The 779-nt window shown below is 71.4% G+C and carries 1 protein-coding gene; it reads right to left on the bottom strand.

The window, feature by feature from the left end; genetic code table 11:
- On the bottom strand, window positions 1-661 hold a 661-nt coding region (locus A33M_RS12845; protein ID WP_040620487.1), incomplete at its 3' end, for an IS66 family transposase zinc-finger binding domain-containing protein.
- Window positions 662-779: the final 118 nt, after the last annotated feature.

Below are 779 nucleotides of genomic sequence, written 5' to 3'. Positions count from 1 at the left end.
GCCGCAGCAGGAAGGCGGCGCGGCCGACCCAGTCGGCGAGCGTCGAGCGATCGAGCGTGATGCCCTGGCGGGCGTAGATCTGGGCCTGTCGGTAGAGCGGCAGATGGTCGGCGTATTTGGCGACGAGCACGTGCGCCACCGTCGCCTCGGTGGGCAGCCCGCCTTCGATCAGGCGCGCCGGGGCCTCGGCCTGCACGATCGCGCTCTCGCACGCTCGGCAGGCGTATTTGGGCCGCCGCACCACCAGCACCCGGAACTGGGCCGGCACGACGTCGAGCCGCTCGCTGACGTCCTCGCCGATTCGGTGCAGCGCGCTGCGGCAGCACGGGCAGGCGTGATCGTCGATGTCGATCACCATCTCGATGCGGGGCAGATGGGAGGGGAGTGATCCGCGGTTCTTGCGCCGCCTGGCGGCGCGGGCAGCGCGCTCGGTCGGGGCACCCGCGTCTTGCTCGGCCTCGCCGCTCGCCGACACCTGCTCGACGTCCTCGAGACCGAGCAGCAACTGATCTTCCGGCAGCGTCTCGGCCCGCCGGCCGAAGCGGTGCCGCTGCAGTTCTTTGATGATCTGCTCGAGCCGCTCGGCACGTGCGCGTTCGGACAGCAGCATCGCCTTCAGCGTGGCGGGATCGTCGGGGAGCGTGTCGGCAGCGGCCGTCATGGTGCGATTACACCATGCGACGCGGGCTTCGGCGAGCGCCGAGACCCGCGCTGATTCATTCTGTCGCGGTCAGCTCGGCGCGACCGGTGCCGCCGTCTCGCGCGCCGCATGGACGCGG

This window comes from Rhodovulum sp. PH10, from assembly GCF_000293785.1.
In the GTDB taxonomy this organism is placed as follows: domain Bacteria; phylum Pseudomonadota; class Alphaproteobacteria; order Rhizobiales; family Xanthobacteraceae; genus Rhodoplanes.
This window is presented reverse-complemented; position numbering and strand designations above follow the sequence as displayed.